The organism is Desulfovibrio legallii, from assembly GCF_900102485.1.
In the GTDB taxonomy this organism is placed as follows: Bacteria; Desulfobacterota; Desulfovibrionia; order Desulfovibrionales; family Desulfovibrionaceae; genus Desulfovibrio; species Desulfovibrio legallii_A.
The window spans coordinates 44,942-70,710 of the sequence record NZ_FNBX01000015.1 but is presented as its reverse complement, the minus strand read 5'-3'; the positions used below and the strand labels follow the sequence as shown (position 1 = coordinate 70,710).

Annotated in this window: 17 protein-coding genes, 1 tRNA gene and 1 pseudogene; 9 read left to right on the top strand and 10 right to left on the bottom strand. The window is 63.8% G+C overall.

All coding sequences use genetic code 11. The features are described from left to right. Positions 1–154: 154 nt before the first annotated feature. The 7 genes and pseudogenes from BLS55_RS09315 to BLS55_RS09285 all read right to left on the bottom strand — a co-directional run bounded on the left by BLS55_RS09315 (position 155) and on the right by BLS55_RS09285 (position 13,822). Complete coding sequence (locus tag BLS55_RS09315) at positions 155–3,514, bottom strand: DEAD/DEAH box helicase family protein (RefSeq protein ID WP_092154579.1); 3,360 nt, start codon at positions 3,512–3,514, stop codon at positions 155–157. After that, complete coding sequence (locus BLS55_RS09310; RefSeq protein ID WP_092154577.1) at positions 3,514–6,612, bottom strand: DNA methyltransferase; 3,099 nt, start codon at positions 6,610–6,612, stop codon at positions 3,514–3,516. The genes BLS55_RS09315 and BLS55_RS09310 overlap by 1 nt, the downstream gene beginning before the upstream one ends. A gap of 35 nt (positions 6,613–6,647) precedes the next feature. Beyond that, on the bottom strand, positions 6,648–9,584 hold the full coding sequence (locus BLS55_RS09305; protein ID WP_092154576.1) for an SNF2-related protein: 2,937 nt from the start codon (positions 9,582–9,584) through the stop codon (positions 6,648–6,650). 229 nt (positions 9,585–9,813) lie between these two features. Then, positions 9,814–10,074: pseudogene (locus BLS55_RS09300) on the bottom strand (transposase); the annotation flags it as partial. Positions 10,075–10,203: 129 nt separating this feature from the next. Continuing rightward, positions 10,204–10,280, bottom strand: a tRNA-Pro gene (locus BLS55_RS09295). 56 nt (positions 10,281–10,336) lie between these two features. Beyond that, entirely contained in the window at positions 10,337–12,142 is a 1,806-nt protein-coding gene (locus BLS55_RS09290; protein WP_143339545.1) for a small ribosomal subunit Rsm22 family protein, read from the bottom strand. Then, positions 12,143–13,822, bottom strand: a complete 1,680-nt coding sequence (locus tag BLS55_RS09285) for an ASKHA domain-containing protein (protein ID WP_092154572.1) — start codon at positions 13,820–13,822, stop codon at positions 12,143–12,145. 197 nt (positions 13,823–14,019) lie between these two features. Here BLS55_RS09285 and fliM point away from each other — a divergent pair, with 197 nt between their 5' ends. Both fliM and BLS55_RS11930 read left to right on the top strand, forming a co-directional pair. Continuing rightward, the gene (gene fliM / locus BLS55_RS09280) at positions 14,020–15,000 is read left to right on the top strand and encodes a flagellar motor switch protein FliM (protein ID WP_092154570.1); all 981 of its coding nucleotides are present in this window, start codon (positions 14,020–14,022) and stop codon (positions 14,998–15,000) included. A gap of 20 nt (positions 15,001–15,020) precedes the next feature. After that, positions 15,021–15,314, top strand: coding sequence for a hypothetical protein (locus tag BLS55_RS11930; RefSeq protein ID WP_143339544.1), 294 nt, complete (start codon positions 15,021–15,023; stop codon positions 15,312–15,314). On the opposite strand, the gene gmhB is transcribed toward BLS55_RS11930, so the two are convergent. Both gmhB and BLS55_RS09270 read right to left on the bottom strand, forming a co-directional pair. After that, on the bottom strand, positions 15,311–15,928 hold the full coding sequence (gene gmhB, locus BLS55_RS09275; protein WP_092154569.1) for a D-glycero-beta-D-manno-heptose 1,7-bisphosphate 7-phosphatase: 618 nt from the start codon (positions 15,926–15,928) through the stop codon (positions 15,311–15,313). The two genes, BLS55_RS11930 and gmhB, sit on opposite strands and share 4 nt — an antisense overlap. Positions 15,929–16,379: 451 nt before the next feature. Beyond that, positions 16,380–16,664: a hypothetical protein gene (locus BLS55_RS09270; RefSeq protein WP_092154567.1), complete on the bottom strand. Its 285-nt coding sequence runs from the start codon at positions 16,662–16,664 to the stop codon at positions 16,380–16,382. Positions 16,665–16,979: 315 nt separating this feature from the next. Here BLS55_RS09270 and BLS55_RS09265 point away from each other — a divergent pair, with 315 nt between their 5' ends. The 7 genes from BLS55_RS09265 to BLS55_RS09235 all read left to right on the top strand — a co-directional run bounded on the left by BLS55_RS09265 (position 16,980) and on the right by BLS55_RS09235 (position 24,606). Beyond that, positions 16,980–17,822 carry a sulfide/dihydroorotate dehydrogenase-like FAD/NAD-binding protein gene (locus BLS55_RS09265; RefSeq protein WP_092154565.1) on the top strand — a complete coding sequence of 281 codons (843 nt, stop codon included), beginning with the start codon at positions 16,980–16,982 and terminating at the stop codon, positions 17,820–17,822. Beyond that, complete coding sequence (gene gltA, locus BLS55_RS09260; protein ID WP_092154563.1) at positions 17,812–19,230, top strand: NADPH-dependent glutamate synthase; 1,419 nt, start codon at positions 17,812–17,814, stop codon at positions 19,228–19,230. Before BLS55_RS09265 ends, gltA begins: the two co-directional genes overlap by 11 nt. A gap of 363 nt (positions 19,231–19,593) precedes the next feature. Further along, positions 19,594–21,234: a hypothetical protein gene (locus BLS55_RS09255; RefSeq protein WP_092154561.1), complete on the top strand. Its 1,641-nt coding sequence runs from the start codon at positions 19,594–19,596 to the stop codon at positions 21,232–21,234. A gap of 9 nt (positions 21,235–21,243) precedes the next feature. Beyond that, complete coding sequence (locus BLS55_RS09250) at positions 21,244–22,197, top strand: glycosyltransferase family 2 protein (protein ID WP_092154560.1); 954 nt, start codon at positions 21,244–21,246, stop codon at positions 22,195–22,197. Between the two features lie 3 nt (positions 22,198–22,200). Beyond that, positions 22,201–23,124: a ChbG/HpnK family deacetylase gene (locus BLS55_RS09245; RefSeq protein WP_092154558.1), complete on the top strand. Its 924-nt coding sequence runs from the start codon at positions 22,201–22,203 to the stop codon at positions 23,122–23,124. A 150-nt stretch (positions 23,125–23,274) separates the two neighbouring features. Beyond that, entirely contained in the window at positions 23,275–23,727 is a 453-nt protein-coding gene (locus BLS55_RS09240; protein WP_092154556.1) for a GtrA family protein, read from the top strand. A gap of 51 nt (positions 23,728–23,778) precedes the next feature. Next, a complete protein-coding gene (locus BLS55_RS09235) occupies positions 23,779–24,606 on the top strand; it encodes a histidinol-phosphatase (RefSeq protein ID WP_092154554.1) in 828 nt (275 codons plus the stop codon). 125 nt (positions 24,607–24,731) lie between these two features. Here BLS55_RS09235 and BLS55_RS09230 read toward each other — a convergent pair whose 3' ends face one another. Beyond that, positions 24,732–25,742, bottom strand: coding sequence for a chemotaxis protein (locus BLS55_RS09230; protein WP_092154552.1), 1,011 nt, complete (start codon positions 25,740–25,742; stop codon positions 24,732–24,734). Between the last annotated feature and the right edge of the window lie 27 nt (positions 25,743–25,769).

The following is a 25,769-nucleotide window of genomic DNA, read 5'->3' as shown; positions in this document are numbered from 1 at the left end:
CTGCCTCGGCCTGCCGCAATATCCCAATAATCTGTTCTTCGGTAAATCTGCTGCGTTTCATTCTTGTGCTCCTATGCCAGGAACACTAACTTTTCAATGGTATATTTTCCTGGGGGAGGGTCAAAAATACCGTACGTTATCAAAAATTCCATGCTCAATCCAATTTTGACAAGAGCTTTTTCAGGTAGCTGCTGGCGCCATCTTCCATGAACAGCACATGACGATCTTCCAGAGCAGCCTTCTTTGCGGGATCCCCCACGTTGAGCAAATCGCTGAACTTGGTTGGCGAGAGAATGAAGGCATTCAGGACCAGCGGCGCTTCCCCCGCCTTGGCCTGTGCAGCCAGCGTCGTTTCCAGTGCCTTCACTTCCTTGTAGAGGCCCAGCTTGGGATGTGACAGGTCGAGATTGCGCAACCCCTTCGGATCGACGAACGTCAGCCACTGCTTGCCGGTGGCATCGTCCACCAGCCACAGCAGGAAGTCCGGATAGAAGTTGCCGGCCAACGCGAAGCCCAGGCCCTTGTCCGCGCTCGCAGCGTTGCGCAGCAAATACAGGCTGCGCGGGCCGATGGCCTGCCTGCCTTCAGCTGAAGCATAGAACGCCTCCAGATCGCGCACGAACTGCACCTCGCTGGGTGCGCCCAGGCCCAGCGGGGTCAGTTTCAGTGGCACCTGTTTCTTTTCGTCATCGCTTTCGAAGCCGAACAGCGGGTAGAACAGGTGCCGGTCGAAGCTGATGGCCACCATGTGCGGCGCGTTCCACTGGCTGGCTTCGCCGATCTTGCCTTCGACCACCAGTTTTTTCAGCACTTCCAGCCTGTTCAGATATGCCTGTCCATCGTCGCTGTCCTCGATCTCGAACTGGTACAGTTTGAGCATCGAGCCACTGTCCTCATCAACCTGGACAACCTCGTAAAACTGTCCTTCGTAGCCCGTCTTCAGCGCCTTGTAGAAGCGGTCGGTGTAGTCCGTCAGCAGTCGCAGCAGGATGTCTTCCTGCTTGCGGATGTCGGCGAAGGTCGTCACGCTCAGTTCCGCCGCCGGGATGAACAGCGTGTACCAATCCTGCATGCCCGCACAGAAGTCGATCAGCTTCTGCTGTTCCAGCCGCAGGTTGCTCCAGCTGCGCTGCAGCTTGTAATCCTGCAACGCCAGATAGATGCGATCCCAATTGAAAGCCGGGAACAGCGTCTGATTCAGCTTGCTTTTGTTGCGGGCTTCCGTCGTGGGGGTTGTGCCCTTGTCCTTGCTTGAAAGCGCCTCGACACGCGGGTACAGGTCGAGTACCACATGGGGGGGCTTGATCTTGCCCTGGAACTGCGTGGGTATTTCGTACAGCCAAGGGAAGTGCGTGCGCTTGAACCCGAGTTTCTGGTTGTCCTTGTAGCCATCCTTCAGCGCCAAGGTCTTGAGCTTGCCCTTGGGCAGGTTGGCCCGCGTTGGGAAGTCCAGCTCCAGCACTTCGTCACTGGGCGTGATGTCTTCCTTGCCCAGGTAGCCTTTGAACTCGGCCATGTAGCTGGCGCGCACGCCGAAAATGTTCAGCGCCTCCAGCTTGTCCAGATGCACGCCTTTGGGCCGCTCCTGCGGCAAGCTGCGCTTGAGCGAGAATCCCTTGCCCTTGAGGCGCACGCCGCGCCCGAACAACTGGATGATCTGCGAGCCTTCGCCCTGGCCCATGTTCAGCAGCCCCATCGTGGACACGCGCCAACTGCTCCAGCCTTCCGTGAACTTGCGCGAACCGATCAACACGTTGAGGCGGTTGTCCTTGTTGTTCAGCGTGCCGAACAGCGCACCGCCGAAGTCGTCGCGTTCGCTGTCGAAGGCGTCCACGTCCTCTGCCATCCCGAAGAAGCCCGCATCGTCGCCGATGTTGATGAGGCCGAAGGGCTCTGCATCGCCAACGCGCAACGCCAGTTCCCCCTTGCTGCTCTTGATGTTGACCAGTTTCAAGCGCTGGCGGGCCGGGGCATTGAACACGCGCAGCAGGATGTCGGCGTACAGCTCATCCACGCGACCGCCGAAGTCCATCAAGGGCGTGAAGCGCCCGCTGAAGATGTTGTTGCCCTTGGCGTCCAGAATCTGCGCCTTGTCCGCAATCAGGTCGGTCAGCCAGCGCTTGATCTGCGCTTCGCTGTTCAGGAAGTCGGCGAGGAAGTTCACCACTTCCAGGATGTCCGACTCCTCGCCGGAGACGGTGTTGCCCACGAACACCCACAGCGGCTTCTCGATGTTGAAATCGGCCAGCTTGTCGCGGTGCGTGCTCCACAGCCAGAGCTGCTGGTAGTAGGCCAGCAGACAGGCGGCGAAATACTTGCGCGCGTTGTCCGCCTGCTCGTAGGCCTCGCCGCTCATGTTGAGGATCAGCGATTCTTTGCCGTAGCCATCCTCATAGAAGAACTTGTACGAGTAATCGAACAGGATGCACTTGGCGTAGATCTCGCGCGTGGCGATAACACGCGCACGGCGCTTGTCCTCCTCCGTCAGCGCCAACTGCGCCTTTTGGTCTTCGTCCAGCTTCTTCAGGCTGGTCGTCTCGAACAGCATCTTGGCGCGCTTCTTCTGGATGTCTTCTTCGGCCTGCACCACCGTAAAGCCTTTGGCCACTGCCTGTCCGAAGGTGGCCGAGTACTCGAAGGCAAAACCGCCTCGCACCAGTGCATCGCGTCGCGCCATCCACGCGCCCGCCGCCGTGCCCGTACCACGGTGGCCTTCGTCCACCAGCACCAGGTTGTTGCCCTCGAAGGCATCCACGGCGACGGTCTTGTCGCCCATCTCATCGCCCAGCTTGTTGATGTCAATGATTTCGATGGTGCCGCGCGGCGGCGTCTGCGCCTTGTTGAAGATCTGCGCAAAGACGAAACCGGACAGGCGCAATTCCTCCAGATGCTGACGGCTCAAGCCTTCGTTGGGCGTGAGCAGAATGATCTTGTTGGGGTGATGATCGCCGTGCCCCGCCTGGAAGTAGTGCAGGTACTGGCGGATGTTGACATGCAGCAGCAGCGTCTTGCCCGATCCCGTGGCGTTCCAGAAAGCGATCTTGTTCAGGTCGTCGGCCTCGAAGTCGCGGAACGGCTCCGCGCCCGGCTCGGCGCGGTAGCGCGTCATTTCCTCGTTCAGGCCATCGAGCAGGTCCTGACGGTGGTTGAAGTACCAATCCAGATACAGCTCGGTGAACAGCAGCGAGAGGTACTGGAAGTACTTCATCTGCAACTCATGGCCTTCCAGCTTGTTGCGCTGGGCGGTGATGGCCTGCCAGTGGGCGACGACGTTCAAGTCGTAGCGCCGCAGGTCGGCCTCGGGCACCTTGTTGGGATCGAACAAGCCTCGGATCAGTTCGTGGAAGAACCTGGTCTGGCCGTCCTCGTCCATGCCCTCGAAGCGGTCGTCCCCGATCCGCTGTTTCAGTGCCGCCAGCGTGCCGCCTTGAAAGAAACCCAGCACCCAGCGGTTGAGCACCAATTCCTGATGGAAGCTGCGTTTTTGGGCTTTCGGTTTTGCTGCGCGCGCCATCAGATGTCCTCCACCGAGAACATGCGCTCCAGAAACTCCGGCTCGATCTGACGCAGCTTGAGTACGCGGGTGGCACCGCCTTCCTCGGCCGTCTGCGTCAGCACGGTGGGAATGTTGTGGTCGCCGTTGATGTAGACCACGTCGAACTCGTTGTCCGCCGGGTTGATGGCCAGCTTGTCACAGAGCTTGCTGATGCCTTCGTAGTCCAGCACGTCGCAATCGCGCCAGAGCACCAGGCAGCTTTCGCCACTGGGCAAGGTGCCGGTAACGGTGACAAAGCCGCGCTGCGGCTGGGCGTCCATGTGCTTGACGCGCAGGCCGATTAGGTAATTGAAGGTTTCCACCAGATCGACCTTACGCGGCTCGAACGCGCCCGCCGAATCCACGGCCACATTGAGGGTGTAGTCGAAGGGCTTCTTGAAGTCTCCCACCGACAGCAACGAGCCACGGCTTTCCACGTCCAGCAGGTAGTTGAGCAGGTAGTCGTCCTTGGCCTGCTGCGGCAAGGTGTTCAGCAAATCGCCCTGCGCGGACGTACGACGCAGTTGCAGGTTGTTCAGGGTGTCTTCGTAGCTTTCGAGCTTGAGGACTTTGAAGCAGTGGGAAATGCCGGTTTCAGGGCTGGTTGGCTTACCATCTGCCCAAGTCGCGGCATACACAGTCTTCTGCAATCTAGCCTTAAGTACCGACTCGAAGTATTCACCTTGCTCAACAAGAATGTATTTACGGCGAGAGCCTTGGACTTCACGATTAAGTGTGATCACAGCCTGGCCAGTGGTTCCGGAGCCGGAAAAATAGTCCAGCACCCAGTCATCATCGGATGACACAGCGAATATGCAATCTTTTGTGGTGTGAATTGATTTCGGATAGTCAAATTCACCAATCGGAACACCCATTTGCTTTGCTAGTTGAGTTCCGTTATCTCCAGCGTTGTACTTCGGCGAATACCAAACAGTCTTGAATTGATCGCTCACCTTTGCAATCTTGATCTGAATCATCCCACCTCGCCCAATATCGACCTTCAGGCGACTCTTTATTGACTCGACGGTTCCTCGCTCATATCGCCACTTTCTTTCTATACGATTACCATCGATTGGAAACACCTCAACAACGCCATCTTCACGAAGCACATTAGCTCCCGCGGGATGCTGATCCGTGTCAAACCAAACATCACCAAAACCAACGATATCTTGACCTTTAACGTAAATTGGATAAAAGCAATTTGCAGCATCAGTTCGCAGGGACTCCCCACCCCAATTCCGAAGATTTGAGTATTCATAGTCACCTTCCTCCCTCGCGACCTGATTCAAGTCGCCTCGGGATTTCGGAATGGAAAAAATTGCATACTCATTCGTGTAAGAGAAGTGATCTCCTTGCACACCCTTTCTGTTGTGCTCGACAGTCACCAAAACATTGTCGTTATCATGGAAAAGCTCGGATACGAGCCTAGAAACCCCATTCTCCTCGTTCTTGTCAATTGCGATGACAAGCGCGCCGCTATCTGAAGATAACGGTTTAGCAGCGCTTAGTCTGTTGTCAATGAGCGAGAGAAATGATGAATGTTTGAAGTTGTTCTTGTATGCAATTTGGCTATTCGGCGCGTTGTAGGGAGGGTCAATATAAATACAACCAATGGATTTATTGAATTGGTGATTTAGGAAATTAAGCGCCTGAAAATTGTCTCCGTGAAAAAGGAGGCCATTTAAGCTCTCATCAACCCCTTCGATTTCGGACAACAATCTTTCAGCAAAATCTCGACTAAACAGACTCGTATCCACCATCCGATACTGCGCAGCCGTCAAGTCCTCCAGAGTCCCCGGCGCATCGCCATCCCAAACGCCCAGCTGTTTCCACTGCGCCCATTGCTGCTCATTGGCCGCCACTTCCGGCCACAGTGCTTCCGGCACCCGATCCAACGTGATGCAGTAGTGGCTGGACACCACGAATTTCTTTTTCAGCCACAGCTTCTTCTGGAAGTCTTCCAACTGCGCCAGGAACGTGATCAGCTCCAGCGCGATGCTGCGCAGGCACTGGATCATGCGCAGGTTCTTTTCGATGTCCGCGAACGCGCCCGCATTCTGCACATCGTCCAGATGCATGACTTCGTTCTTGATGTAGAAGTCCAGCTCGCGGCGCAAGAAGCCACCCAGGTCCTTGTGGATGAAGTAATCCGCCGTGTTCTTCGTGGTGTAGTTCGTCAGGTGTTTTTCCAGCAGCGTGCGTTGCGGATTCTTTTCCGTCGGCGCACGGTTGCTTAAGGAAAGCCAGCGGGCCTTGACGGCGGCATCGGCCAGCACGGCCTCCACGGCCTTGGTGACTAGCGCCTCCTGCTTGGTGCCTTTGGACTGGGCGGCGTACTCGAAGCGGATCACCAGTTCGGTCTGGCCGTCGGCCGTGGCGATTTCCTCCACCGGCAGGATGTCTTCTTCGTACTCGTCGCCGTTTTCATCCACGCGGGTGACGGTCTTGTGCTGCGCCAGCACGAAGCGGCGTTCCTTGTCGTTGTCCTTGCGGTTGTCCTTGGCGGTGTCGGCGGCGGCGAGGCGGAAATGCACGCTGCGGCCATCATCGAGCTTGAAGCGGTAATTGCTGAAGTTTTCGCCGCTCTTGGTGTAGTACTGATCCTTGTTGGCCCAGTACAGCATCACCTCCTCGCCCGCGTAGGGGATGGCGTAGGTGTCGCCCTTGTAGCGGCGCTGGCTGATGAAATCGCCATCCTGGTAATAGCGCGAGAAGAAGGTGAGCAGGTGCGAAAACACGGCGTTTTCGTGTTCACTGTTGCCTGCGGTGGCTTCTTTCAGCCTGGCGCGCAGGTCCTTGACTTTGGGCGCGTCATCGGGGTTGATACCCACGTCTTGCGCCTGCTGGATGGCCTTGTACAGATCGACCTGCAATTGCTGTGCGCTGGCGGTGCTGCCTGCGGAGAGTGCGGCCTGTACCTTCTCGGCCAGCCGGCTTTGCAGATAGTCGTTGATCTCACCCGCGCGGGCATTGAGGATGCGGTAGATGCCGAAATCCAGTTCCGGACGGTCTATCTGGAAGATTTCGCGCAGCTTGGCGACGAGCTCCTGGAATTTTGGATTCTGTTTGGTGGTCATGGCGCTCCCTGATCTCGCAATTTCTGATGCTGATTTCACGATACCTGCCAGCGGATGCTGAACAGGGTTTCGCTGGATGTCTTTTCTTGCAATCGCTGCTGGAGCGAGGCAATCAATTCGTCACGCTTGGCGATAATCTCGTCCTCGACGGCGAAGATGTCCTGTCGTTGACGGCGCTGTTTGCGTTCCAATTCCGCGATTTCACGCTGGATGCCGTCTTGCTCCTGCAAGGTGGCCGTCTTGCGGGCGTCGCGCTTCAGCTGGGCGATATGTGCCTTGGTGTGCTTCAGGGCTTCCTCTGCGGCCAGCAGCTTGTCATCGGCCCAGCGTTCCAGCTTGTCGCGCTCCTCGTTGAACAGGCGCTGGTTGGTTTCCAGCACCTGAGCAAGGGTGGCGGCGACCGCGCGCTGGCTGTTGGCCATCAGGGCCTCGGGGATGGCCGTTCTCAGAGGCGTGGGTTTGCCTGCGGCTGGAATGGTCATCAGCTTTTCGCAGGTTTCCTGATCCAGCACCTGGCCATCGTCGGTGAGGCCGGAGAACAGCAGCGCCTCGGTGGTCTCGAAGGCCGTCACTTCCAGTCGAACCAGCGTCAGCCAGCCAGACTTGCCGCGCAGATTCTCGACCACGGAAACGCGTGCGCCGTGTTTGCTGTAGTCGAGCTTCAAGATGGCAACGGGGGTTGCTGCCTTCAGGCTGGTATCAATGCTCCATTCCCCCAGCGGGTGGCTGAGGCGGTAGGCGTGGGCGAGCATGTCCGGCTGCGCCGCCCCTCGGATGAGCTGGTAGCGACCCGGCGCGATGCCGGTCGGCGGCGTGCTCAATGAGAACGCATGGGACTGCTCGTCGAAGCGTGCACGGTCATTGAGCGCAAAGCGTGTGACACCCCAGAACCAGCGCCCCAGTTTGTCAAGCCTTGCTTCGGTCTCATCCAGTCGCAGCCTTAGGCGGTCGTGAACGTCCTCGTCGAAGTTCTCCAGCAATTGCGTCTGGGTTTCCTTGATGCGGTCGGCGATGGATTCTTCCAGTTCTGCTTGCAGCTGATTGAAGGCGGCCTCGATCTCGTCCGGCTGACGACAGGTGTCGTAAATCTGGAGCACGCGCTTCTCGAAGTCGATGCTGCCCTCGACACGACCGAGCACTTCATCGCTTGCGCCGAACACGCCCGAGAACAGGTTGAATTTCTCGGTGAGCAGTTCCAGTACGCGCTGGTCGGCTTGGTTGCGGGTGTTGAGGAAGTTGATGACCACCACATCGAAACGCTGACCGTAGCGATGGCAGCGGCCAATGCGCTGTTCGACGCGTTGCGGGTTCCACGGCAGGTCGTAGTTGATGACCAGCGAGCAGAACTGCAGATTGACGCCTTCGGCCGCCGCTTCGGTGGCGATCATGATTTCCGCGCCGGTGCCGTCGTCCTTGCGAAAGTGATTGATGAGCGCGGTGCGGCGGTCCACCTGCGGCGAGCCGGTGACGCGATCGGTGCCTTTGTACTCTTCCAGCCAGCGCTGATAGATGGCTGTGGATTCCTCGTGGGTGTTGGTGCCACTGAACAGCACCAGCTTGCCCGCGTAGCTGTTGGCTGTGAGGAAACGGTGCAGGTACTCCTGCGTGCGCCTGGACTCCGTGAAGATGATGGCTTTGCGCGGTGCGCCCAGCTCAGCCAGCTTGCCGAAGCCCAGGTTGAGCGCCTTCAATAGCGCCTGTGCCTTGGTGTCGGTTTTCAGGGCCTGGGCGGCATCAATGAAGGAGGTCAGCTCCTCGATCTCGGAGGTGATGGCAGCGCGGTCGGCATGGGCATCTTTTGCAGCGCCCGTCTTAGCGCCTTCCGTTAGCGCGGGCGTAAGGGCTTCGGCGTCTTCGTCGGCCTCGCTGGCGTCCTCTTCCAGGTAGTCCTGCTCCAGGTCGTCCTCGGCAATGAGTTGTTCGACCAGCGGGCTGCCGTCGTCTTGCGCTTGGCCTGTCGTGAGCAAATCCCGCAGGCGCTCGCGGATGGTGGCCAAGGTGGCAGCAACGGCGTGCGAACTGGAGGCCAGCAGCTTGCGCAAGATCAGCGCCGTGAGATGGCGTTGCTGCTTGGGCAGGGCGTAGGAATCTTCTTTCTGGAGGAAGGCCGAGATACGTTCGTAGAGCGCCTGTTCGGCGTCGGTGGGATTGAACGGCTGGGTGAGTGCCTTGCGTTCGGTGTATTGGATGTACTCCAACACATCGCGCCGCAAGGTGCGCTTTGCGAAGCTGGCAAGGCGCTCACGCAATTCATCCATTCCGGTGCTGCTGTTCATGAACTGCTTGCGGAAGGCGGCCTCGTCGCCGAACAGGTGCTCGTCGATCAACGTCGACAGGCCGTACAGCTCCATCAGCGAGTTCTGCATCGGCGTAGCGGTGAGCAGCAGCTTCTTGCGACCTTGCAGTGCGCGCTTGAGCGCCTGCCCGGTGCGGTTGCTGGCGCGGTGTGCATGGCGCAGTTTGTGCGCTTCGTCGATGACCACCACATCCCATGGCACGGCCCGTAGCTCGGCCTCCAGTTTGGCGGCGAACTGGTAGGACAGGATCACAACCGCCTTGCCGACCAGCCGTTGCAGTGTGGCGAGTGTATCGCCAGCGGACTGCTTGCGCAGAGCAACGGTATCCACCACGGTAGTGGGCACGGCGAACTTATCGTGCAGCTCCTGCGCCCATTGCTTGCGCAGGCTTGCCGGGCAGATGACCAAGAGCCGGCGGCGGCGCTCAGCCCAGCATTGGCAAATCACCAGCGCGGCTTCGATGGTCTTGCCCAGCCCCACCTCGTCAGCCAGCAGTACGCCTTCCTGCAAGGGATTGCGTAGGGCGAACAACGCTGCTTCGATCTGATGCGGGTTCAGATCGACGCTGGCATCGAACAGCGATTGGGAGAGGCGATCTACGCCATCGGCGGCGTGTCGTCGCGTCAGCTCGTGGGCGTAGTACTTGGCATGGTAGGCGGTAAAAGCAGACTGCATGTTCAATCCACCGAGACTGGCACAGGCAAATACAACGTCAGCGCCGCGCCAGCCGTACGCCGGAAGCCGAAGCCCTCGTAGAACGCGGCGACCCGCGCCTCCTTGGCATCCACGATCAGCACGCGCACGCCCCGCGTCTGCCGCATGGACAAGGCCCGATTGACCGCGTGGCCCAGCAGCAGCCCATCATAGCCCCTGCCCTGCTCAACCCGTTGAGACGGCCTTACCATTTTTTTGTGAGGGCTTCCTGGATAACTTCATATTTGAGTTGCGTTTCGGCATACATCTTTTTCAGGCGGGCATTTTCCTTCTCCAGCTCTTTCATCCGAGCCATGAGCGAAACATCCATGCCGCCATATTTTGCCCGCCATTTATAAAACGTGGCGCTGCTTATGCCGTGTTCGCGGCAAAGCTCGGTCACGGGGATCCCATTCTCGGCCTGCCTCAAAATTCCCAAAATCTGGCTGTCGGAAAATCTGGACGCTTTCATGTAAAATCTCCGTTCGGGTCAGTATCGGAAATTCTACCCATAAACGCTACTTCTTTTTGGGAGGATTACCCTTCTGTATGTCCCAATAAAAAAGGCTTATGGTTATTTATCATAAGCCTTTAATATATCTGGTCGGAGCGACTGGATTCGAACCAGCGACTTCCTGCTCCCAAAGCAGGTGCGCTACCAGACTGCGCCACGCTCCGAAATCTGTTCCGCTATCGGGTTCGGGCTTGGTTTAACCATTGGCAGGCGGGCGGTGTCAAGTCCTGTCGCGCCGCGAAGCCTGGGGCGCAGGCAGGATAACTGCCCCGCTTTTGCGGTCCTGGCGGGCGTTCTCCGGCACGCGCACGGGCGTCAGCGCGCCGCAGGCCAGGCCTGCCGCGTCTTCCAGCAAGGCCAGTCCGTCCGCCATGCAGGCGTAACGCGCCTCGCCCCGCAGGCCCGGCACGGCAAAGGGCGCGGAAAGCACCCGCGCCAGGCACGTCGCTCCCGCAGCGGCTTCTGTGCCGGGCTGCGCTCCGGCGGCGCGTCCGGCCCCCGTCGGCGCGGCGCACGCGCGGCTGTGCCTGGCCGTCGGCTCCGCGGCGTTCCCCTCCGCGGCAGCGTCACCTGCCGCCGCGCCAGATCCGTCCGCCCCGGCGTCCTCCGCCGCAGGGCGCGGCGTCAGAAGCAGCGGCGCAAGGCTCAAACCGCTCTTGGCCAGCCCGGATTGAGCGGAAAGCTGCTCCAGCCAGGCAGGCGCGCCGCCGCTGTCAAAAGTAAAATGGCACCAGCCCCGGCCGCGCTCTTCCAGTAAAGGACAGGCCGCGCTGTGCGGACACGGGGCCGTAGCCCGCAGGCCGCCCTCCAGGGCCAGCCGACGCAGCCGCATGACCGTGCCGCCCCCCAGGCGCGTGCCCGGCTCCACCACCAGCAGGTCCGGCCCGGCCGCAAGCCCGGGCGCAACCGTCGCGCCCACGGTCTTCCCCCCTCCGGCATTCCGGCCGCCTGCGCGGGCTGGAGGCTCCAGCTCCGCCGTCGGGCCATCCGCCGTCCGCTCCCAGAACAACGGCCCCAACGAGGCCAGCAGCGCTTCCAGCCGTTCGTCCCGGCAGCCCTGGGGGCGCTCCTCGGCCTCTTCGTCCTCAGGGTACGCCCCGTGCCCGCCGTGCCCGCCAAAGCGCAGCTCATTGAGCACATTGGCGGCGCTCACCAGCCAGGGGCGGACCTTGCCCCCCGCCAGCAATGGCCCGGCGGCGCGGGCGGCGCGTTCCAGGGGGGCGCGCGCGACGCGCACGGGCCAGACCGGCGCGCCGTGCAGCTCGCCCAGGGCGGTCAGCAGATCCCGGCCCAGGTCCAGCGGCTGGGCCGCCGTATCCACGGCCAGCACCTGAATGGGGGCACTGCGCCACTGGGGCCTGGCCAGCCAGAGGGCCAGGGGCAGGGTCAGCGGTCCGGAGCCCAGATCCAGCAGCAGGGCCTGGCCGCCCTCCGGCGCGGCCGCGCGCGGATCCGGCAGCGGCAGGGCCGCCAGCAGCCGCACCAGCCGCAGCAGATTCCAGGGCAGAAAATAATAGAGATAAGCGCTCACCGCCGCCGGGGAGCTCCAGTACGGCCGTTGCAGCCCGGCCCGCTCCGTGGTGAGCAGTTGGGAGAGGGCGGCCACGTCATCGGGCAGACTGCGCCGGTGGGCCGCGCTCAGGGGCCGCACCCGGCGCAGGGCCTCGGGCAGGCGCTCCAGCAGCCGACGCGTCTCCTCAGGTACGGGGGGCAGCAGCTGGGCCGCTGGCCGCCAGGGGGTGCATCCGGGCAGCGCAGCGGGGCGGGACGAACGTCGTTCAGAAGGGGACGGACGCTCCGCCGCCGGGCGCGCGGCCTGATCCCGACGCGCCGGACGCGGCCTGCCGGTCGGGCGGCGGCCCTGCTCCGGACCGGGCCGCCCCGCATCTTCACGGTGGGGACGTCGCGCTCCGTCCTGATTCTCAGGACGAGGAGAATGCGCAGGGCAAGGCGCGGCAGGGGCCCCTGCCCTCTTTTTTTTGCGGGACGGCGAGAAACCGCTGGTCGCGGCGGCGTTGCGGGACATTCAGCCTCCAAAGCGCATCTGGCGCAGGTAGTCTTGGGCAAAATCCGGTTGTTCGGTCAGGGCCAGAACGTGGGCCGCGCGGCAGATCCGGGCCAGCCCTCTGCCCCGCGCCGGGCGCAGGGCCAGCAGCGCGGCCCCCTCCAGCGCCGTGTTGCCCGCGGCCCGGGTGCGGGTGGCCAGGCCGGCGGGCAGGAAACCCAGGGTCTCCAGATCGTCCAGGCCCACATGCACGCCCAGGCTGCCGGCCAGGTACAGGCGCGCAAGCCCGGCCACGGGCACGCCTCCGGCCCGGAGCAGGGCCGCCAGCGCCAGGGCGAACGCCGCCTTGACCTTGAGCAGCTCCTCCACATCCGCAGGGCAGAGCCGCAGGCCGTGCGGCAGGCGCAGACGCCCCCCTTCAAGACCGGCGGCCACCCGGCGGGCCAGGGGCATGGCCGGGGCGGGATCCAGACGCCCGTCGGGGCGCAGCAGCCCGGCGCGCAGCAGTGCGGCCAGCAAGGAGAGGTAGCCCGTGGCGCTGATGCCGCGGGCCCGCCGGTCCTGACCGGGCTGCGGGCCCGCGCAGGCGGGGCAAGGGCAGGCCGCGCTGTGGGCCGCACCCGCCGCCCTCGCTGCCGGGTCCGCAAAAAAACGCGCCGTCAGGCCCTGCGGCGTGAGGGCAAAGCCCGTGACCACGCCGGGCCCGGCCTGCTGCCCGCACTCCGGCCCGATGCCCTCCAGGGCCGGGCCCAGGGGCACGCTGGTCAGCCAGAGGCCCGCGTCGGTCATGAGGGCCATTTCGCCGTTGGTGCCCATATCCGCCAGCACAAAGGGCCGGGGCGCATGCCGGGCCAGCAGGGCCGCCAGCCCGGCGCTTGCGTCCCCGCCCACAAAAGGCGCGGGCTGGGGCGGCACATAGACCGGGGGCAGGCCGGGCACGTCCGCGACCGCATCCCCGGCAAAATCCAGCCGGTAGGGCGCGGTGCAGAGGCCAGACACGTCCCGATCCAGAAAAATGGCCGTCATGGCGGGATTGGCCGCCAGGCAGACGCGCCGGACGCGCCCCGCGCCCCGCGCTTCCAGCCGGGCCGTCACGGCGCGCAGCTCCTGCCGGACAAGCTCCGCCAGCACCCGACGGCCCTCCGGCTCCCGCGCCACGGCCAGGCGGGACATGACGTCCGCCCCGGCCCCGGCCTGCGGGTTGAGCCCGTGCCCCTGCGCCGCCACCTCGCCCTCCGGGGTCACGGCCCGCCAGTACAGGGACGTGGTGCCCAGGTCCACGGCCAGCGCAAGGGGCGCGCCGTCCGCCGGGGTCACGGCCGTTCCCGAAGCGGACGAACCTGTTGCCCCGGCCGCGCCGAAAGCGTAAAAATCTTCCTCCGGCAGTTCCAGGTCCAAATAATCCCCAGTTTCCGGAACCGTGCGGCGGCAGGCCAACCGCCAGCCCGCCGCCAGCTCCTGCGGCGTGAACGTTTCCACCTCAGCGGGCAAGGGCGGCGGGGCCGCGCGGCAAAAGCGCACCCGGCAGCGCCCGCAGCGCCCCAGGCCGCCGCACAGGGGCTGCGGCGGCACAAGGCCCGAAAGCCAGACAGCCCGAGAAAGGACTGCGCCCGGCGCGGCCTGCACAGTCGCGCGGCTGACGGCTTCCGCCGGAGACGCCGGCGCGGACGCCGCCGCAGTGGGGAAAAGACGCAACAGCATGGCCGCAGCCTGCCCCAAGGCCCGGGCAAAGGCAAGGGGCCGAAGGCTGCGCCCCCTTGAACAGGAGCCGGACGCAGGCGCAAGGGACGCGGACGGCCGTTTGGGGACGGCCGCTTGTCAAACTGGCCTTTTTTTTGCAGTATGAAGCAATAACGCCGTGATGCGGCAAGACCTTCCGGCGGGAGTTTGGTGCAGACATGAACAAAGTTCTGGCGCAAGACGAAGTGGACGCCCTGTTGCGGGGGCTGACGGGCGGCGAAATCGAAAGCGAGACCGAAACGCCGGAGGACGACTCCGGCATTGTGCCTTTTGATCTGGCCAATCAGGACCGCATCATCCGCGGGTGCATGCCCGTGCTGGAGATCGTCAACGACCGCTTTGCCCGCCTCTGCACCAACGCCCTTTCCAATGCCGTGCGCAAAAGGGTGGAGCTCAACCCCATTTCCATAGACATGACCAAGTTCGGGGAGTTTATGCGCTCCCTGCCCGTGCCCACCTCCATCAATATTTTTAAAATGGATCCTCTGCGCGGCAACGCCATTATGATTGTGGATTCGCGCCTGGTCTTCGCTCTGGTGGAGAACGTCTTCGGCGGCTCCGGCTCCCAGCCCAAGGTGGAGGGCCGCGAATTCACCCGCATTGAGCAGGCCGTAGTGGACAAGATCGTCAAGATCGCCCTGGACAACATGGAGGAATCCTGGCGGCCCGTGCACGACGTGAAGCTGGAGCTGGTGCGCAGCGAGATCAACCCCCAGTTCGCGGCCATTGTGCCGCCCAGCGACGTGGTGGTGGTCATCACTTTTGAAGTGGAGCTGGATACAGCCCTGGGCTCCATGGTCATCTGCCTGCCCTACGCCACCATTGAGCCCATCCGCTCCAAGCTGCACGCCAGCTTCCAGACCGAACGCCTGGAGGTGGACCACGCCTGGGTGGCCCGGCTCAAAGAACGGCTTATGGAAACGCCCGTGGAGCTCAAGGTGCTTTTCGGCCGCACCACCATCACCGGCAACCAGCTCCTGCGCATGCAGGTGGGCGACGTGCTGGCGCTGGATACGGACCAGGAAGACCTGCTTACCTGCACGGTGGCGGGCGTGCGCAAGTACCAGGGCATAGCCGGCACGGTCAAAGCCATGAAGTCCTTCCAGATCATTAAAGAAAACGAACCGCAGTATACATAGCTTGACCGCAAGGAGGGCAGATGCCAGCTCCACGCGCATTGCAATCTCTTGGAATAAAAATCTTTATAACTGAATATTCCTTTTGGAGCTCTAAACCTGAAAACAGTGCCGCACTGCGTTATCAAATAGAAAAACAAATCTCCAATGAAGCGGGAGCCGGAATAAGAGCCAGCGCTGCCAAAAAAATTTTTTCAGACGCCCTACTCCTGCGTGAATGTCTTACCTATGTAGCTTTTAAAGCGAAGAACGTGGATACACAGATAATTGCCCAGGCCAGAAGTCTTTTGCACGCGCTGTCGGACACGCCTCATTAACCCATATCTTTTAATCTGCTGGCGCGAATTTCGCGTTCCGCGCGCAGACGGCGCAGCTCCGGCCCCAGAATAAGCACCTCCGCCGCGGGCAGATGCGGGGCAACGGCCACGCCTTCGGGCACGGGCGCGTCCGCCTCGTAGCCGCCCTGTGCCGGGCGCAGCAGCACGCAGCGGCAGCCCGCCGCCAGCCCCGCCTCCACGTCGCGCACCCTGTCGCCCACCATCCAGGATCGCGCAAGGTCCAGGCCCATTTCTGCCGCAGCGCGCAGCAGCAGGCCCGGCGCGGGCTTGCGGCATGTGCAGGGGCCGGTCAGCTCCGGCAAATGCGGGCAGTAGTACCAGGCGTCAATGGCCGCGCCTTTGGCCGCCAGGTCCGCGTCAACCCAGGCTTCCAGGGCGCGCAGGTCCGCCAGATCGTACATGCCCCGCGCCAGGCCGGACTGGTTGCTCACCACCACCAGGGCGTAGCCCACGGCGCGGAAGCGTTTGAGCGCCTCCGCCACGCCGGGCAGCCACTGCCAATCCTCCTTGCGGTGCACATAGCCCGTGTCTTTGTTCAGGGTGCCGTCCCGATCCAGAAAAATGGCCCGCCGCAAGGCGCGCTGCCCGTCCATACGTCCTCCTTGCGGAGCGGCGTTGCAACCGCTTCCCCGCGCTGCCGACAACTATTGCCGCAGGCCGCGGTGGCGGCCCGCAGCCCGGCGGCAGGGCAAGTATAACCCAAAACGCGCGCTGAAGGAAGGCAAATCCTCGCGGCCGTCGCCGCGAAGCGGCAACGTGGGTTCACCTCTCTGCAAAGCCCGCCGCCGAAGACGGGGACGGGGCGGGGCGGGTCCGCTTGCGTCGGCAGGCACGTCATGCAGCCCGCCGCCGTGGGTTTGCGCGTGCGCCTGTACGCCGGGCCTCTTGCCTGCGCCGTCGCTGGGGCCCCGCCACGCGGCCCTGACCTGCAAAAAACAGCGCCGCCGCGGGGCTTCATCAAGCCCGCGCGACGGCGCTTCCACAGGCGGATTCCACGCAGGTTTCAGGGCCAGGGCCGAACCTCCGGGAACGGTTGTTGCTGCGTTACTGCTCCGGCGCGTCCACCGTGCGCCGCACCAGAGTCATGGCCAGCACTGCCGGGCTGACGCCGCAGGGGCGTCTACCCGGCTCGCGCAGGCTTTGCCGCACAAATCCTGCCATATCCAGGGCCAGCACCGCATCTGTCACCGCCGTGCGGCCGGCCCTTCGGTTCGCTTCCAGCACGGCAAGGTAGCGCTCCAGAGCCTCCAGGTCGCGCCGCGCGGGCGCGCTCTCAGGCTCCGGCGGCGAGGCCGCCGTGGGAAGCGCATGCAACCAGTCGTACGTCATGACCATTCCTCCCTGAATCGGTCATTGCTTCCCGTTTATAGAAGGCGCAGACGCCCGCCGCCGCGGCGGGGCCCTGAGCCTTCTGCTTTTCCACAACACTTACTACTATCGGTAACAAAAAAACCTTCTTTAGGCCCAAAACCGTCCAACCGGCCTTTTTTGCGGCAGCCGGCCCGGCACGGCCAAATCCCTCCGCCCTTATGGTATAAAAATCCGCAAAAGATGTCGCGATACCATTACAAATCGCGCGCCGCTTGCAAGGCTTGCGCGTCATGGCTACTATCGGCGGCAATGCTGCTTGAATGAGGAGAGCCTATGCCGACACCCATTTTGCACAAGGAACGCCTGATCCCGGGCAAAACCAGCAAACTGGTGCTCCACGCGCCGCAGATCGCCCAAAAAGCGCGGCCTGGGCACTTTGTTATGCTGCGCGTGAGCCCCCAGGGCGAGCGCATCCCCCTGACCATCGCGGATACCGATCCCGCGCAGGGCACCATCACCATCGTTTACCTGGTCATGGGCAAAACCACGGCCATGCTGGAGGAACTGAACCAGGGCGACGCCATTCTGGACGTCTGCGGTCCCCTGGGGCACCCCACCCACATTGAAAAACACGGCACCGTGATCTGCGTGGGCGGCGGCACGGGCATTGCCGCCATGCACCACATCGCCAAAGGCCACGCCCGCGTGGGCAACCGGGTGGTGGGCATCATCGGCGCGCGCAGCAAGGACTTGCTGCTGTTTGAGAAGGAGCTGGCCTCCTTTGTGGACGAGCTGCTTATCTCTACGGACGACGGCAGCTACGGCCACAAGGGGCTGGTCACCGACCTGCTGCGGGACCGCCTGGAAAAGGACAAGGCCGTCTTTGAGGTGGTGGCCGTGGGCCCCGTGCCCATGATGGCCGCCGTGGCCGAAACCACCCGTCCTTTCGGCGTCAAGACCACGGTGAGCCTCAACCCCATCATGGTGGACGGCATCGGCATGTGCGGCGCCTGCCGTGTGAGCGTGGGCGGCAAAACCAAGTTTGCCTGCGTGGACGGCCCCGAATTTGACGGCCACGAAGTGGATTTCCCAGAGCTGCGCCGTCGGCTGGCCGCCTACCGGGAGCAGGAACGCATTTCTCTTGAAGCCTACCAGAGGTCCGCTCATGGAAACTAGCAAACCCAAAAAGACCGTGGCCCCCAGGACGCCCATGCCCTGTCAGCCCGCCGCCGTGCGACGCGGCAATTTTGAGGAAGTGGCCCTGGGCTACACCAGGGAAATGGCCCTGCAGGAGGCCGCGCGCTGCCTGCAGTGCAAAAAACCCCTCTGCGTCACCGGCTGCCCGGTGGAAGTGCCCATCCGCGACTTCATCCACCAGGTGGCCCAGAACAACATGGACGCCGCCTACCGCATCATCAAAAGCACCAACAGCCTCCCTGCGGTCTGCGGCCGGGTCTGCCCGCAGGAGCACCAGTGCGAAGGCAAGTGCGTGCTCAAGGCCAAGGGCCAGCCCGTGGCCATCGGTCGGCTGGAGCGCTTTGTGGCCGATACCTACATCGCCACCACCGCCTGCGAGCAGGTAACCGGCACCAATGCCTGCTCCCTGCCCCTGGACGGCAAAAAGGTGGCCTGCATCGGTTCCGGCCCCTCCTCCCTGACCTGTGCGGGCGTCTGCGCCGCCGCGGGCATCCGGGTGGACGTGTTTGAAGCCCTGCACGAGCCCGGCGGCGTGCTCATCTACGGCATCCCCGCCTTCCGCCTGCCCAAGAGCGTTGTAGCCACGGAGATTGACGGCCTGCGCCAGTCCGGCGTGGAGTTCCACCTCAACAGCGTGGGCGGCCGCACCGTGGATGTGGCGGATCTGCGCAAGGAATACGACGCCGTGTTCATCGGCGTGGGCGCGGGCCTGCCCACCTTTCTGGGCGTGCCCGGTGAAAATCTGGTGGGCGTGTTCTCGGCCAACGAATACCTTACCCGCGTGAACCTGGGCCGGGCCTACGACTTCCCCAAGCAGGACACCCCGGCCTTCCCCGGCAAAAACGTCACCGTATTCGGCGCGGGCAACGTGGCCATGGATGCGGCCCGCACAGCCCTGCGCATGGGCGCGGAAAGCGTGCACATTGTCTACCGCCGCACCAGGGCCGAAATGCCCGCCCGCCTGGAAGAAGTGGAACACGCCGAAGAAGAAGGCGTGCAGTTTGCCATGCTCTCCGCGCCCCTGCGCTTCAACGGCAACGCGGAGCTGCACCTGACTTCCGTTACCCTGCAGAAGATGGAGCTGGGCGAACCCGACGCCTCGGGCCGTCGCCGCCCCGTGCCCATCGCCGGCTCGGAATACGACATGCCCACGGACCTGGCCATTGTGGCCCTGGGCACCCGCTCCAACCCCATCCTCCTGGACGCCACCCCCGACCTGGTCAAAACCCAGCGCGGCTACATCCAGGTTCATGAGGAAACGGGCGAGACTTCCATTCCCAACGTCTTCGCCGGCGGCGACATCGTCACCGGCGCGGCCACCGTCATCCTGGCCATGGGCGCTGGCCGCCGCGCAGGGCAGGAGATTGTCCGCCGCCTGCGGGGCTGAGGCCCCAGCCGCACGCCAGTTGTGAATGCGTCCCGGAGCGGGGAAGGAAACTGTACCCCAGCGCTTCCTTCCCTGCTCCCGGAGGCAGCTTCGCGCCACCTTCCCTGCGGGCCTTCCGCGCCGCACAAAAACGGCCCGACTTCTCAGGCAAAAGTTCCGGCGTCCGGGCCGCGCCACCTTGCAATACTTCTTCCAATTCGTTACAAAAATTAATCTTCGCACGATAGATGTTTTACGCAAGGTTGCGCGCGCACAGAGCCCGACGGGCTTCCCGACGCGGCAACCCGTTGCTCCGTCCGCGCCCCGCGCCGACGGGACAACAATCTTCACGGCACAGGACCGCACGCTGCAGGCGCTCAAACAATGACACGCACCCGCCCCCCCCAATATATGCTCTGGGATATGGTCTTTCTGTTCGCCGTTGCGGCCTATGCCCTGGTCGGCCTGTGGGGCGTGACGCAGCTTTCCTCCAACGGGCTCGCCATCAGCAGCGACCTCTGCTGCTACGCGCAGAACATGGCCGGCGAGCTGCACCGGGGGCTCTTTGCGCAGGATCCCTTGCTGGCCGTGCCCACCACCGCCAATTCCATCATCAACTTTGAGTCCTCGCTGGCGGCGCTGCTCCAGCCCGGCGGCGATGTGGTGCAGGGCCTGCTGCGGGCCGGCGCGGCGGGCGTTTTCCTCCATTACGTCGGCTGCTACTATCTGGGCCGCCGCCTGCTGGGCGCGCCCCTGCCGGCCGCCCTGTTCGCCCTGCTCACGGGCGTGACCGTATGGGTCAACTTCGGCACTTACTGGGGGTTCGGATCGGGCGACATCACGCCCAGGGTTTTTTATGCAGCCCTGTTCCCCGTGTTGCTGGCGGGCACGCTTGCCGCCCTTGACAAGCCGCAGTGGCGGCCCGTCATCCTGTTCGCCTCTGGCTGCGGCATGTACCTGCACGGCATCAGCTCGCTTGTGGCAAGCTGCATGCTGTTTACGGTCTTTTTTTTCCACCGGGCGCCGGGCGACAGTCTGCCGCGGCACGGCCTCCGGCTGCTGCTGAGCCTTATGGCCTGGAGCCTCCCCACCCTGCTCTACCTCTGCAGCTCCATCAAGCACGCCACGCCCTTTACGGCGCAGGATCTGGCCGTGCTGCAGCAGGTTTTCGACCAACGCTTCATTGAGGACGAAGGCAACCGCTGGCACAGGCTCATCAGCCTGCTGCACTACCGCAACGACGCCTTTCCCCTTATGCTCGGCGGCCTTGTCGGCTTTTTCATTACCAGGCGCTGCGGCACGCCGCCCATGAAGCGCCTGGCGGCCATAACGCCCACCCTGTTCCTGGGCGTTTGCCTTGCGGCCCTGCTTTCCGTAACGGAAGCAAGCCTTGCGGAAACCCTCCACAGGCTGCCCCTGGGCTCCGAGCTTCTTCGCGGCACCAGGTTCGTCATTCTTTTATGCTGGCTTATGATTATCTGCGCCTTTGCCTGCTTTTGGCAGCGCGCCCCCCGCCGGGCCGCGGCCGCGGCTGCAGTCATCTTTGTCTGCGTACTGGTTTGGGACCAGGGGCGCTGGGCTTCCGGAGCGCGGTTCGCCTTCCGTCAGGCTCTGGGCCTGCAGCAGCCCGCGGCGGTGCAGGAGGTTTTGCGCCGCGGGGCGGACTACGCCCAGGCGCTGGAAGCCCTGCAGCGGCTTGTGCCGCCGCAGGCGCCTGTTTTTGCCGCCCCGGACGCCATGGCCGTGCGCTACCGGCTGTACCGGCCCCTGACCTACGCCTTCAAAGACGGCTCTTCCTACCTCTATAACCAAGACCCGCAAGGGGCGGCGCGCTGGCTGGCGCTGGCCGATGTCAGCAGCGCCCAGGGGGCGACAGCCGCCTGGCTGGCTTCTGGCGCGCAGTGGTTTTTGTGCGGCGACACTTCCCTTCAAGAACAGATCGCGCGGCAGGGGAGCATCCTCTGGAGCAACGGCCGCTGGCTCATCGCCAGACGCGGCCTTGCCGCCGCCCCTCCTCAGCAGTGAGGCTTTGTCATGAAATCCACCATCTCCGTCGTTGCGCCGGCCTACTGCGAAGGCGCGTGCCTGCACGAATTTGTGGCCGACCTTGCGACCGTGCTTGACCGGCTGCAGGCGGAAACCCGCCTCGGCTACGAAATCATTCTGGTTGACGACGGCTCCACGGACGACACCTGGGCCGCCATGCGTCGCCTTACGGAGCAATACCCGCGCCTGCGCTGCCTGCGGCTGAGCCGCAATTTCGGCAAGGACGCCGCCCTTTCCGCCGGGCTTGCGGCCGCGCGCGGCGACGCCGTCGTCACCATGGACAGTGACATGCAGCACCCGGCCTCGCTTATCCCGGAGATGGCGGCGCTGTGGCTCTCCGGCGCGGCGGATGTGGTGGACGTCCGCAAGCAGGAGCGACAGGCGGAATCTGTTTTTAACAGGTTCTGCGCGCTGGCCTTTTACCGCCTCTTTCAGATGCTGACCTCCTACGATCTCAAAGGCTCCGGGGACTTCAAGCTCCTTGACCGCAAAGTGGTGGATGCCTGGAACAACCTGGGCGAACGCAAGGCCTTTTACCGCGGCCTGACCTCATGGATGGGCTTTCGGCACAAAGAGATCTTTTTTACGCCCCGCGCCCGCAACAACGGCAGCAGCAAATGGAGCCTAGCCCGCAAAACCACGCTGGCCGTGGATTCCGTGACCTCTTTCAGCGGCAAGCCCTTGCTGCTCATCGGCTGCATCACCCTGCTTTTTTACGCCCTCTCCCTTGTGGTGGGCTGCGAAGCCCTGTGGAGCTACGTCACGGGCGAGGCGCAGTCCGGCTTTACCACGGTCATTCTGCTGATCCTGTTTACCGGCAGCGCCATCCTCACCGGCCTTTGCATCCTCTCGGCCTACATCCACCACGCCTTCGTCGAGCTGAAAGGCAGGCCGCGCTTTCTGCTGGCGGAAACCGCCCAGAGCGACGCCGCGGATTTCTGAACCATGCCCGCACCCGCCAGCCCATCCCTGCGCCTCATCGTCCATGCGGACGATTGCGGTCTGACCAGAAGCATCAGCGAGGACATCTTCGCCTGCCTGGCCCACGGCCCCCTCCATTCCGTTTCCGTCCTCATGGGCGGCTCCTGGGCTGCGGAAAGCCTGCGCCGGCTTGCCGGCCTGCCGCAGACGCGCGTATGCCTGCACCTCAATCTTCTTGAGGGCCGCTGCACCGCCCCCATCGGGCAGGTCCGGCCGCTGGCGGACGCCGCAGGCGTCTTCCGCTGCAGCCTGGGGCAATTGCTCGCCGCCCTTGCCGGCAGCGTGGGCCGCCGCCGGAAAGCCCTGCTCATCGCCATCCGCGACGAATTTGAAGCCCAGATCGCCGCCTTTGCCGCGGGCTTCCCGCAGTGGCGGCAACGGGGCGGGCTGCGCCTGGACGGCCATTTGCACGTCCACGCCATCCCCGCCCTCTCCGGCGTCATGCGCGAGCTCATCCGGGAGCACAGCCCCGCCTATGTCCGCCTGCCCAGAGAACCGGCGCACCTGCCCCCCCTGCCCGCAGCGCGGCTGCTTACAGGCTGCGCGCGCCGCGCCCTGCTGGCGCATTGGTCGGTCGGGCTGGCCGCCCTGCTCAACCAGACCGGCGTGGCGCACAACGCCTTTCTCTGCGGCCTAGTTTCCGGCGGCAGCCTCACGGCAGCCCTGGCAGCGGCGTCCCTTGCGGCCATCCGCCGCCAGGACGCGGCCGCGCTGGTGGAAATCATGTGCCATCCCGGCGGCCAGCCCTGCGGCGGCCCCCCCTTGCGGCACGACGCTTTTTATCAGAGCCCCGCCCGCCAGGCGGAAAAAGCCATGCTCCTTGACGGCAGCCTGAACGCCGTGCTGCAGCGCTACGGCGCGCCGCCCGCCTTTGCCGCCGCCCCGTGAAGCTCCGTCCGCCGCAGGCCCGCGAACGCTCCTTGCAGATATATATTCTTAACGGTACCATGCCCCACGCGCCCACCTCAGGGCCGGGCGCCACGCAGAAAATCCGCCCCCCCGCGCCGTGCAGGGCCCGCCCGCAAGCCACAAAACGCCATGAACGCAACCAACGCCATCTTTGCCCTTATCCGCGACCTGACCGCCCGGCGCTGGGTGCGCTTCGGCATGGTGGGCGGCACTGCGGCTCTGTGCTACGGGCTGCTGGGCCTGCTCTTCGTCAACCAGCTGGGGCTGCCCGCCCTGGCGGGCAACGCCCTGGCCTATGTGCTGAGCTTTGTCGTCTCCTACCTGGGGCAGAGCCGCTGGACCTTCCGCGCCGCCGCCCCGGCCAAAGGCGCGGACCGCACCATGCTGCCCCGCTTTGCCGCCACCCAGGCGTTAGGGCTGGCCCTCAACAGCGTCATTGTCTGGCTGCTCATGGCCTGCGGCCTGAGCTACACGGCGGCCATGCCCATTGCCGTGTTGCTGGTGCCGGCCGTGGTCTATACGGCCTGCAAATATTGGGTGTTCCGCCAGACAACCGCGCTGAGCGCCCGCCGCAACCGCTGACGCCGCAGCACGTTCCCGCCGGACCCAGATTCTCTACGCAAAGGATTGCCCATGATTCTCGCCGACCTGCACACCCACACCCGCTATTCCCACGGCAGCGCCACACCGGCCGCCATGCACGCCGCAGCCGCGGCCCGCGGCCTTGCCCTGCTGGGTTTTTCAGAGCACTCTCCCCGGCCCCAGGGCTTTGACTATACCCATGAATACCGCGACCAGCTCGCCCGCCACCTGCCGGACTATGTGCGCGAAGTGCTGGAGCTCAAGGCCGCCAACACCCACGGCCCCTGCCGGGTGCTCTTCGGTATGGAAATGGACTGGCTGGAAGGACAGGAAGACTTCACCCGCCGGGGCTGCGCGGCCTACGACTTTGACTATCTGCTGGGCAGCGTCCACTTTGTGGGCCACTGGGGATTCGACGACGGCGCGGAGCCCTGGAAGGCCTTCTCGCAGGAGGAATGCGAAGCCCGCTACCGCGCCTACTTCACGGCCTGGGAAGCCATGCTGCGCTCAGGCCTCTTCAACATTGCGGCCCACCCGGACCTGATCAAAATCTTTTCCGTGGAGCAGTTCCACATCTGGCTGGCCAAACCCGAAAGCATGGCCCTCATCCGCCAGGGCCTCACCGCCCTGCGCGACGCGGGCATGGGCATGGAGGTCTCCTCCGCCGGGCTGCGCAAAGCCTGCCGCGAAATCTACCCCGCCCCGCCCATCATGGCCGCCGCGGCCGAGTTGGGCTGCCGCATCAGCTTCGCTTCCGACGCCCACGGCCCCGACGACGTGGGCTACGGCTTCGCCCGCCTGGCCTCCTACGCCAAGGCCTTCGGCTTCACCAGCCACGCCGTCTTCGACCACGGCCACTGCAGCATGTGGGAGTTTTAAAATTTTTTTTTTGGGGGTCCGGAGGGCGCGCCGGGCGTGCCCTGGCAAAAGGCGCGCCGCCCACAAACAAAGGGAGAGGCGTTCCCGCCCCTCCCTTGAAACGTCCGCGCCCACGCGGCCAGCGCTCAGGCCGCGGGCTTTGCTTCCTGCGCCTTGATCAGCGCCAGGGCCCGCTGGGCCAGCTGCGTCACCTCAGGCTTGGAAATCTGGTCGTCCGCGCCCACGCTCACGCCCTTGTGGCGCAACTTATCCGTAATAAGCGAAGAGAACAGCACCACGGGCAGCTTTTGCAGCACCGGGTCGGTCTTGATGCGGTGGGTAAGGTTGAGCCCGTCCATGACCGGCATTTCGATGTCTGAGACCACCACATGCACAAATTCGGTGAGGGCGCGGCCCGTTTCTTCCGTCCGGCGCTTGAATTCCTCCAGCCGTTCCCAGGCGGCGCGGCCGTTGGAAACCACCTCCACGGCAAAACCGGCTTTTTCCAGCAGATCGCGCAGCATTTCGCGCACCAGGGCGGAGTCGTCCGCCACCAGCGCCTTGTAGCCCGTATTGGTCCAGTCCGCGCCCAGGTCATCCAGGCGCAGGCCCAGCCTGGGGTTGAGGTCGGCCACCACCTTCTCCAGATCCAGCAGAAAGACAATGCGGTCCTCCAGCTTGACCACCCCGATGACCGTGTTGTTGGACACGGCCGCCACATATTTGTTGGGCGGCTCCACCCGCTCCCAGCTGATGCGGTGGATGCGGTTGACGCCCGAAACCATAAACGCCGTGGTGACGTTGTTGAACTCCGTCACAATGGTTTTGGGCTGCTCCTCGCTGGCCGGATGGGTTTTGCCCAGCCACATGGCCAGATCCACCAGCGGGATGATGCGCGAGCGCAGGTTAAAGGCCCCGCGCACGCTGGGGTGCTGCACCTCTGGCAGCTCCGTGACCTTGGGCATGCGGATGATCTCCAGCACCTTGGCCACGTTGACGCCGTAGTACCCCCGGTAGCGGTCCGCCCTGGGCGGCGCGCCGGCGGCAGCCTCAGGCGCGGCGTCGGCCGTTTGTTCCGGCACGGCCTCATCCAGGTAAAATTCCACCACTTCCAGTTCGTTGGTGCCGGCTTCCAGCAAAATATTGGTCTGGGCCATGCTGCCTCCAGCAAAAAACTCCTGCGC

What these genes read in the sequence shown, in the direction of transcription:
- BLS55_RS09315 (WP_092154579.1), bottom strand. Translation starts at nt 3,514, where the DNA reads ATGGCGCGCGCAGCAAAACCGAAAGCCCAAAAACGCAGCTTCCATCAG.
- BLS55_RS09310 (WP_092154577.1), bottom strand. Translation starts at nt 6,612, where the DNA reads ATGACCACCAAACAGAATCCAAAATTCCAGGAGCTCGTCGCCAAGCTG.
- BLS55_RS09305 (WP_092154576.1), bottom strand. Translation starts at nt 9,584, where the DNA reads ATGCAGTCTGCTTTTACCGCCTACCATGCCAAGTACTACGCCCACGAG.
- BLS55_RS09290 (WP_143339545.1), bottom strand. Translation starts at nt 12,142, where the DNA reads ATGTCCCGCAACGCCGCCGCGACCAGCGGTTTCTCGCCGTCCCGCAAA.
- BLS55_RS09285 (WP_092154572.1), bottom strand. Translation starts at nt 13,822, where the DNA reads ATGCTGTTGCGTCTTTTCCCCACTGCGGCGGCGTCCGCGCCGGCGTCT.
- fliM (WP_092154570.1), top strand. Translation starts at nt 14,020, where the DNA reads ATGAACAAAGTTCTGGCGCAAGACGAAGTGGACGCCCTGTTGCGGGGG.
- BLS55_RS11930 (WP_143339544.1), top strand. Translation starts at nt 15,021, where the DNA reads ATGCCAGCTCCACGCGCATTGCAATCTCTTGGAATAAAAATCTTTATA.
- gmhB (WP_092154569.1), bottom strand. Translation starts at nt 15,928, where the DNA reads ATGGACGGGCAGCGCGCCTTGCGGCGGGCCATTTTTCTGGATCGGGAC.
- BLS55_RS09270 (WP_092154567.1), bottom strand. Translation starts at nt 16,664, where the DNA reads ATGACGTACGACTGGTTGCATGCGCTTCCCACGGCGGCCTCGCCGCCG.
- BLS55_RS09265 (WP_092154565.1), top strand. Translation starts at nt 16,980, where the DNA reads ATGCCGACACCCATTTTGCACAAGGAACGCCTGATCCCGGGCAAAACC.
- gltA (WP_092154563.1), top strand. Translation starts at nt 17,812, where the DNA reads ATGGAAACTAGCAAACCCAAAAAGACCGTGGCCCCCAGGACGCCCATG.
- BLS55_RS09255 (WP_092154561.1), top strand. Translation starts at nt 19,594, where the DNA reads ATGACACGCACCCGCCCCCCCCAATATATGCTCTGGGATATGGTCTTT.
- BLS55_RS09250 (WP_092154560.1), top strand. Translation starts at nt 21,244, where the DNA reads ATGAAATCCACCATCTCCGTCGTTGCGCCGGCCTACTGCGAAGGCGCG.
- BLS55_RS09245 (WP_092154558.1), top strand. Translation starts at nt 22,201, where the DNA reads ATGCCCGCACCCGCCAGCCCATCCCTGCGCCTCATCGTCCATGCGGAC.
- BLS55_RS09240 (WP_092154556.1), top strand. Translation starts at nt 23,275, where the DNA reads ATGAACGCAACCAACGCCATCTTTGCCCTTATCCGCGACCTGACCGCC.
- BLS55_RS09235 (WP_092154554.1), top strand. Translation starts at nt 23,779, where the DNA reads ATGATTCTCGCCGACCTGCACACCCACACCCGCTATTCCCACGGCAGC.
- BLS55_RS09230 (WP_092154552.1), bottom strand. Translation starts at nt 25,742, where the DNA reads ATGGCCCAGACCAATATTTTGCTGGAAGCCGGCACCAACGAACTGGAA.